This is a genomic window from Bradyrhizobium ingae (genome assembly GCF_055791185.1).
Map to the genome: position 1 here is coordinate 24,348 of NZ_JBVUBB010000056.1, position 6,874 is coordinate 31,221.

At 65.6% G+C, this 6,874-nt stretch carries 4 protein-coding genes; 3 read left to right on the top strand and 1 reads right to left on the bottom strand.

Annotation, left to right across the window (positions count from 1 at the left end):
- Positions 1–275 precede the first annotated feature (275 nt).
- The 3 genes from ACV1FX_RS39175 (at position 276) to ACV1FX_RS39185 (ending at position 3,968) form a co-directional block, all read left to right on the top strand.
- The gene (locus ACV1FX_RS39175; RefSeq protein ID WP_473122846.1) at positions 276–1,523 is read left to right on the top strand and encodes a glycosyltransferase family 87 protein; all 1,248 of its coding nucleotides are present in this window, start codon (positions 276–278) and stop codon (positions 1,521–1,523) included.
- Between the two features lie 133 nt (positions 1,524–1,656).
- The gene (locus ACV1FX_RS39180; RefSeq protein ID WP_027522131.1) at positions 1,657–1,878 is read left to right on the top strand and encodes a dodecin; all 222 of its coding nucleotides are present in this window, start codon (positions 1,657–1,659) and stop codon (positions 1,876–1,878) included.
- A 182-nt stretch (positions 1,879–2,060) separates the two neighbouring features.
- A complete protein-coding gene (locus tag ACV1FX_RS39185) occupies positions 2,061–3,968 on the top strand; it encodes a diguanylate cyclase domain-containing protein (RefSeq protein WP_473122847.1) in 1,908 nt (635 codons plus the stop codon).
- Positions 3,969–3,981: 13 nt separating this feature from the next.
- Here ACV1FX_RS39185 and ACV1FX_RS39190 read toward each other — a convergent pair whose 3' ends face one another.
- Positions 3,982–6,651, bottom strand: coding sequence for an autotransporter outer membrane beta-barrel domain-containing protein (locus ACV1FX_RS39190; protein ID WP_473122848.1), 2,670 nt, complete (start codon positions 6,649–6,651; stop codon positions 3,982–3,984).
- Positions 6,652–6,874: the final 223 nt, after the last annotated feature.

The following is a 6,874-nucleotide window of genomic DNA, read 5'->3' on the forward strand; positions in this document are numbered from 1 at the left end:
TGATCGCCTGGACTCACCGTTCCCGGCTCATCGCGATTCTGGAAGTGCACTTCTCCTCCGATACCGTCCATCAAGCGTGAAGCGTAAGCTCACCCCCGAGCTCCACGGCGCCTCGGGTCCTTCATCCTCGCGTGCGACCGCCGGTCCCGCCCGGAAGCGGGCCGCAGCTTCGAATCCTTTCGGGTTCGTTACCGTCCCTTAAGCCTGTCGCGGCAATCTCGGCCCTGAATGGCGGTGCAAGAACCGGCACGTCATCGCGTAGGTCCGAAATCATCATGCTCGCCGAAATACTGGAGCGGCTTCAATGGGCGCCCTCGAGGCGCGCCATCTACGTGCGCGTCATCCTGGCCGCGCTGGCGGCGCTCGTTGCCTTCAAAACGTTCTGGTTTGCCCGCCTCGGTCCCTGGCACTCGCGCGAGCTTGCCGATTTCGACGCGTTTCACATCGTGGCGCAGCGGGTCTGGCTCGGCGACGTCGGCGAGGTCTACCGGCTCGCGACTTTTGGCAAGTTGCAGGCGGATGCGGCCGGCGGCACGACCGGCATGATGCCCTGGACCTACCCGCCGCAATTCGACCTGCTGCTCGCGCCGCTCGCCTTGCTGCCGGTCGGTGCAGCGTATCTGCTGTTCACCTCGGCAACGCTCGCGCTCTATCTCCTCGCGCTGCGCGCGATCGCGCGTGAGAGTCTCGCGCTGATCCTGATCGTCTCCTTTCCTGCACTCGCGGTCACGATCGGCTGCGGCCAGAATGGGTTTCTCACCGGCGCGCTGATCGGCCTGTTCTGTCTCACCTTGCAGAAGCGCCCGGTGCTTGCGGGGCTTGCGCTCGGCGCGATGGTCATCAAGCCGCATCTCGCTATCGCCGCGGCCGTCTATCTCATGGTGACGCGTCGCTTCGCGGCGATCGCCGCTGCGGCAGCGATGGTGCTGATAAGCTCGCTGGTCTGCACGCTGATTTTCGGCCCTGAGATATGGTCCGCATTCGCAGGCTCGGTGCGGGAATCGGCGAGCTATCTCGACCAGGGCTTTTACCAGCTCTTTCGGATGATCTCGGCCTATGCGGCGCTGCACACGGCAGGCATGCCCGCCATGGGCGCCATTTGGGGACATATCGCCGTCGCCGTGCTCGCCCTGCTTGCGGTCGTGCTCGGCGCCTTGCGCGGGCCCTCGCCGAACCTCGCGCTCGGCGTCACCGCGATGGCCTCGGTGATGATCAGCCCCTATGCCTATGACTACGACCTGCCGGTGCTGGGCATCGGTCTCGCGCTCGCGCTTCCAGATCTTGTCCACATCGCGCCGCCGCGCGAACGCAGCATGATGTACGGGCTGATCCTGCTCGCAGGCGCCTATGGGCTCGTGCTGTCGACGCAGGGGTCGGGTCAACTGGCAGCGCCGGCCATGGCCGGCTTTGCCTTGATGGCGGTGCTCGCGCTGCTGCTGCGGTGGATGTTGCGCAACGAGGCAGCCATTCATGACGGCGGCACGGGTCACCTGCCGCGCAATGCCCTCCATGTGCAGGACTAGAAACCTGCGGGCAGGCTGGGCGTTCACTTGCGTTGACCCTTGGACTTCGTTCAGGCGCAGTTTAGTCTCTTTCGACGGAAATCCTGACTTGCGCCCCGCCGCTACGCCCTGCCGCTATTCATGGAGGTTCGTCATGCCCGCTCAAGACAAGGATCACGTCTACAAGATCCTGGAACTGGTCGGATCGTCGGAAAAGTCGATCGAGGACGCGATCCAGAACGCGATCAGCCGTGCCGCAAAAACCATCCGCGAGATGAAATGGTTCGAGGTCGTGCAGACACGCGGCCATATCGAGAACGGCACCGTGCGCCACTACCAGGTCACGCTGCGCGTCGGCTTCACGCTCGAGGCATGAGTGGGGGACAAGAGGCACTGCTGCTGCACGAGCGGCAGCGTGGTTAACATCGTCCCACGATAATCCGTCGAAATATCCTGGCGTTCTCCGATCGAGTACGGACTTCCGCGCAATCAGCGCGGATGATGCAACAAGCCGTTAAGGCGATGGTGAGAGGTTTGCCCCGAATTGGAGCAAACCGGATGCCCTCGAGCCGCGGCGAACTCGGCAAGACCCGCCTCCCGTTTTGGGCGGCGGGATTCGTGGTGCTGATCTGCGCCGCCATCCTGGCCTTGAGCGGCTGGCGTGAATGGGAGACGCGCAACGCCGAGCTCGGGAATGCCGAAGTGGACGTTGCCAATCTCGCCCACGCGCTGGCGCAGCATGCGGACGACACGTTCGAGCTTGCCGATACACTCCTGGTCGGCCTCGTCCATCGGCTCGAGCTCGATGGGACGGGACCTGACACGATTTCAAAGCTCCAGGCCTACCTGCCCACCCGCAAATCATCGGATCGCATCCGCGGCATCTTCGTCTATGACGAGACCGGCCGATGGCTTGCCACGACCGAGCAGATCGACTTTTCCAAGTTCAACAACAGCGACCGCGAGTATTTTCAGCGTCATCGTGCCTCGATGGACCGCAGCACCCTGATCGGCCGGCCGATCAGGAGCCGTTCGGGCGGCCAGTGGATCGTCACGGCATCGCGCCGCTTCAACCATCCTGACGGCAGTTTCGCCGGCGTCGCCCTGGTCACGATCGACGTCGCCTATTTCGTCAAGTTCTACGAGCGATTCGATGTCGGAGCGAACGGCTCGGCGTCGCTGCTCAACACGGACGGCATCATGCTTGCGCGCAGCCACGACGAGAGCGGAAGCTATGTCGGACGCGACTTGTCCGATGCGCCATTGTTCAAACAATGGAGCAGCCGGCCCGCAGCCGCCGTCTACTATTTCAAGTCGCCGCTCGATGGCGTGCAGCGCTTGAGTTACTATCAACGAAGCGATCAACACCCCCTGATGGTGCTCGCGAGCAAGTCGCAGGATGACGTGCTGGCCCCCTGGCGCCGGGCGGCCGTCGTGCGAATGACCTACGTCGTCGGCCTCGTCCTGTTGATCGCCGCGATCGGCTTCTATTTGGTCCGTCAGCTCCTGCAGCGGCAGCGCTTGGCGCTGGCCCTGGTCGCCAAGGAAGCCCACTTCCGCCTGCTCGCCGAGCAATCCAGTGACCTGGTAACCCGGATCGGACTCGATAACCGGCTGCTGTACGTATCTCCATCGAGCGTGCGCATCCTCGGCTGGTCGTCCGACGAGCTCCTGGGCAACTCGGCCGTGGCGGGCATCCATCCGGACGACATGGAGCGGGTCGAGCAGGCGATTTCGGCGCTGAAGAACGGCCAGGCCGAGGAGGCGCGTTTCGTCTATCGCCAGCGCCACCGCGAGAAAGGCGAGATCTGGGCCGAGTCGGCCCTGCACGTGACGCGCGCGTCCGACACCGGCGAGATCGACGGCGTCGTTGCGATCATGCGAGATGTGACCGAGCAGAAGGACCTCCAGGACAGGCTCGCCTCGCTGGCGACGACCGACGGCCTGACCGGACTCGCCAACCGCCGCACATTCGACGAGCGGCTTGCGGAGGAATGGGCACGCGCCCGCCGCGACGGCACGCAGCTCTCGCTGCTCTTGATCGACGTCGATCATTTCAAGAAGTTCAACGACCATTACGGACACCTCGCCGGTGACGGCTGCCTGCGCGCGCTGAGCAAGATTCTAGCCGCGCATGCACGGCGGCCGGCCGACCTCGCGGCACGCTATGGCGGCGAGGAATTCGCTCTGCTGTTGCCGAACACCGGCGCCGACGGCTGCGCCAGGATCGGCGAGGAAGTTCGCGTAGCGCTGCACGAGCTCGCGATGCTCCATGCGCAAAATCCGCCGTCGCGGCTGGTCACGGTGAGCCTGGGCGCTGCGACGGGGCTTCCGTCGCAGACCGCGACGGATTGCAACGCGCTGGTGGCGGCCGCCGACCGCGCGCTCTACGCCGCCAAGGACAGCGGCCGCGACCGGCTGGTGATGTCGGGCCAGGTCGTGCCATGGCCGGCGAAGAGTGCGTGAGGAGATCGACCGCTCACCAGGCGTAGCGAACGCCGCCCTTGCCAGCGTAGCCACGCATGACGTTCGAGAACTCGCCCTCGAACGTCGCCGCCGCTGACCAGCCGTTCATCCATTTCATCTCGAGCGAGGCGGTGGTGAGCGCGGAATCGCGCGCTGGCGTGGCGCCATTGACGACGAAACTCGCGCCGGGCAGCGCCTGGAAGGTTGCGCCGATCGAACGATCCGGATTGAAATCATGCGCCCAGCCAAAACGCACGCGTAGCGTCAGCACGCCGTTTTGCATCGCGAAGGATTTATCGCTGCGCAGGCCGAGCTCGCCGCGGGTATCCGTCACGCTCTTGGCAGAGTAGTTCAATGCAAACGCGGCCGCGCCGGAAACGACCTGCTCGGCATAGGCCGGTAGATCGAATGTCGTGAATTGCGCCGCACCATAGGGTGTCAGGCCGATTCCGCCGATCCACGGCGCAACGTAGCGATAACCGCCTTCGAGGCGGCCGGAATATGCATTCGCGTTGAACTCGGCGCGGAGATGATCGGCGCCGGCGATCGTCACGGTGCGATCGGTGGTGATATCTTGCCAACCATAGGCCAGCGCCGCGGATATATAGGCAGGGCCGTCGCTGTGGCGCAGATAGGCGCCGACCTGGAACAAGTCGGAGCGACCGGAGCCGCCGTTGGCCACGATGAAATTGGTCCCGCCGCCGGCCAGCGCAAAGCCGACTGACGTATGTGCCGAGACCGAGTAATCGGCCCCGACGGCGGTCCCAAACACACGGCTCGTGGTGTCGTCCGAGCCGGCCGTCGCATTGCCGGCTGTCGATTGCGATCCGCCAAAGCCCGCAGCCCATACGCTCCAGCGCGGCTCGAGGGTCTGCGGCGGCGCTTTGGCGAACATGGCAAACGCATCGATTCGTTTGCGCCCGGTATGGGCGTTTGCCTGCTCTTCGTCCGCAAAGCCGGTCATGCCGCTGGCCGATCCCGGCCCGCCATCCCGCTGTGCGAAGGGATCGGTGAGCAGGCCCATGAACTGGGTCATCGCGGCAAACGTGGTCTGCTGCGAGCCCGTTCCCGATTCGCCAGCGGCTTGCGTCAGACCGGCCGGAGTCAGCCCAGCGTAGACTGCGGCTATTCCACCATTGGTGTTGAAGAAGCTCGTCAGTGCGTTGCCGACGCGTTGCTGATTGCCGTTGAGCCCGGACGGAATCGAATAATTCAGGGCAACGTCCAGATAGGCGTCGTTGGCATCGTAGCTCAACGCGACACTTCTGATATTGCTTGGCAAACCGATCGTGACCAGCGACCCGAACGTGCCGCTGACCCCACCACTGGCGGTCAGGATGGTGTAACGCTTGGAGATGTAGCTGCCGCTTGCGAAGACTGCGTCGACGGTCGCACCGCCGAGTGTCGCCACACCGGCGACGGATGCGAACGAAGCTGCCGAGGGACTGACCTGAACCAGATAGACGGCGCCGGATGCGAGGGCGAGGCTGCCGCTCACGACCATCGACGTCCCCGCCGTACCATTGCCCGGCGCAAAGATGGCGCCGCCGTCGATGACAGTCGCGCCGACCGTGCCGCTACCGGTGAGCGCCGCGCCGCTCTGGACAGTGACCTGGCTGGATGACGCTATCGATCCGTCGACCTGCAACGTGCCGCCGCTGACGGTCGTCGCCCCGGTATAGGTGTTGATGCCCGAGAGCAGCAGCAAGCCGGTGCCGGCCTTCGTCAGCGCAAGTGATCCTGCGCCGTTCTGGATCGCTCCAGAAAAAGCCGTAGACGTGTCGTCGCCACCGGTGGTCAGCGTTGCAGCGCCACCACTGTTGGTGACGGTGCCGGCGCCGGCGAGCGAGCCGAGCGAATTGGAGAAGCCGGCGAGATCGAGCATCGCTCCGCTCGCGACCGTGACCGCGGAGTTGCTGCCGAAGGCGCTGGTCGAGCCGGCTTGCAGGGTGCCGGCGTCCACAACGGTCGGGCCGGTGTAGGTATTCGCGCCAGAGAGGATAAGCGTGCCGGCATAGCCGCTCGCTTCGTTAACGACGACGTCGCCGGAGCCGGACAGCACACCCGTCAGGTTGACTGTGCTGCCAGTGAGAATGTTGTAGATGGGATCTCCGGTCGCAACGATGTTGTTGCCAATCGTGTAGCTGCCATTGAAAGTGACTGTGACGCCGGTCGCGCCGCCGTTGAGCGTCAACGTACCGGTACCGAGCGCATGGGCGTCACCGACGACAAGTGTTGAGCCCTCGTTGATGGTGGTGCCGCCGCCATAGTAGTTCGCTGCGGAGAGCGTCAGCACGCCCGCGCCGCTCTTGGTGATCGAGCTCTGCCCGCCTGTGCCCCCAAAGCCGTCCGCGGCGCTGCTGCCGCCGGAGCCGTTCTGGTCGGCGATTACATCGGAGAGGGTGAAATTGCCGGCGCCGAAGGTCAAAGCCGAGCCCTGCACGAAAAAGCCCGAGCCGAACGCGGAGCCAGTGTTGGCGCCTGAACCACCCGTCACAGTGTTGCCCGTGGTGCTGCCGCTGCCGTTGATGGTCAGCGTGCCGCCCTTAGCGACAAAGACAGCGCCGCCCATGGCCGCGCCACCGCCGCCTCCGGCCGAGCCTCCATCACCGGCGCCGAACCCGGCCTGGCCTGCGGTGGGACCCGATCCGCCACCACCGCCGAAGCCACCTTGGCCACCCACGCCGCTCGCTGACCCGTATCCGGCGGCGCCACCACCGCCACCGAATCCGCCGCTCCCGCCGGTCCCGCCCCTGTCTCTTATACACATCTGACGCTGCCGACGACTAGAAGGGGGGGGGGGGGGGGGGGGGGGGGGGGGGGGGGGGGGGGGGGGGGGGGGGGGGGGGGGGGGGGGGGGGGGGGGGGGGGGGGGGGGGGGGGGGGGGGGGGGGGGGGGGGGGGGG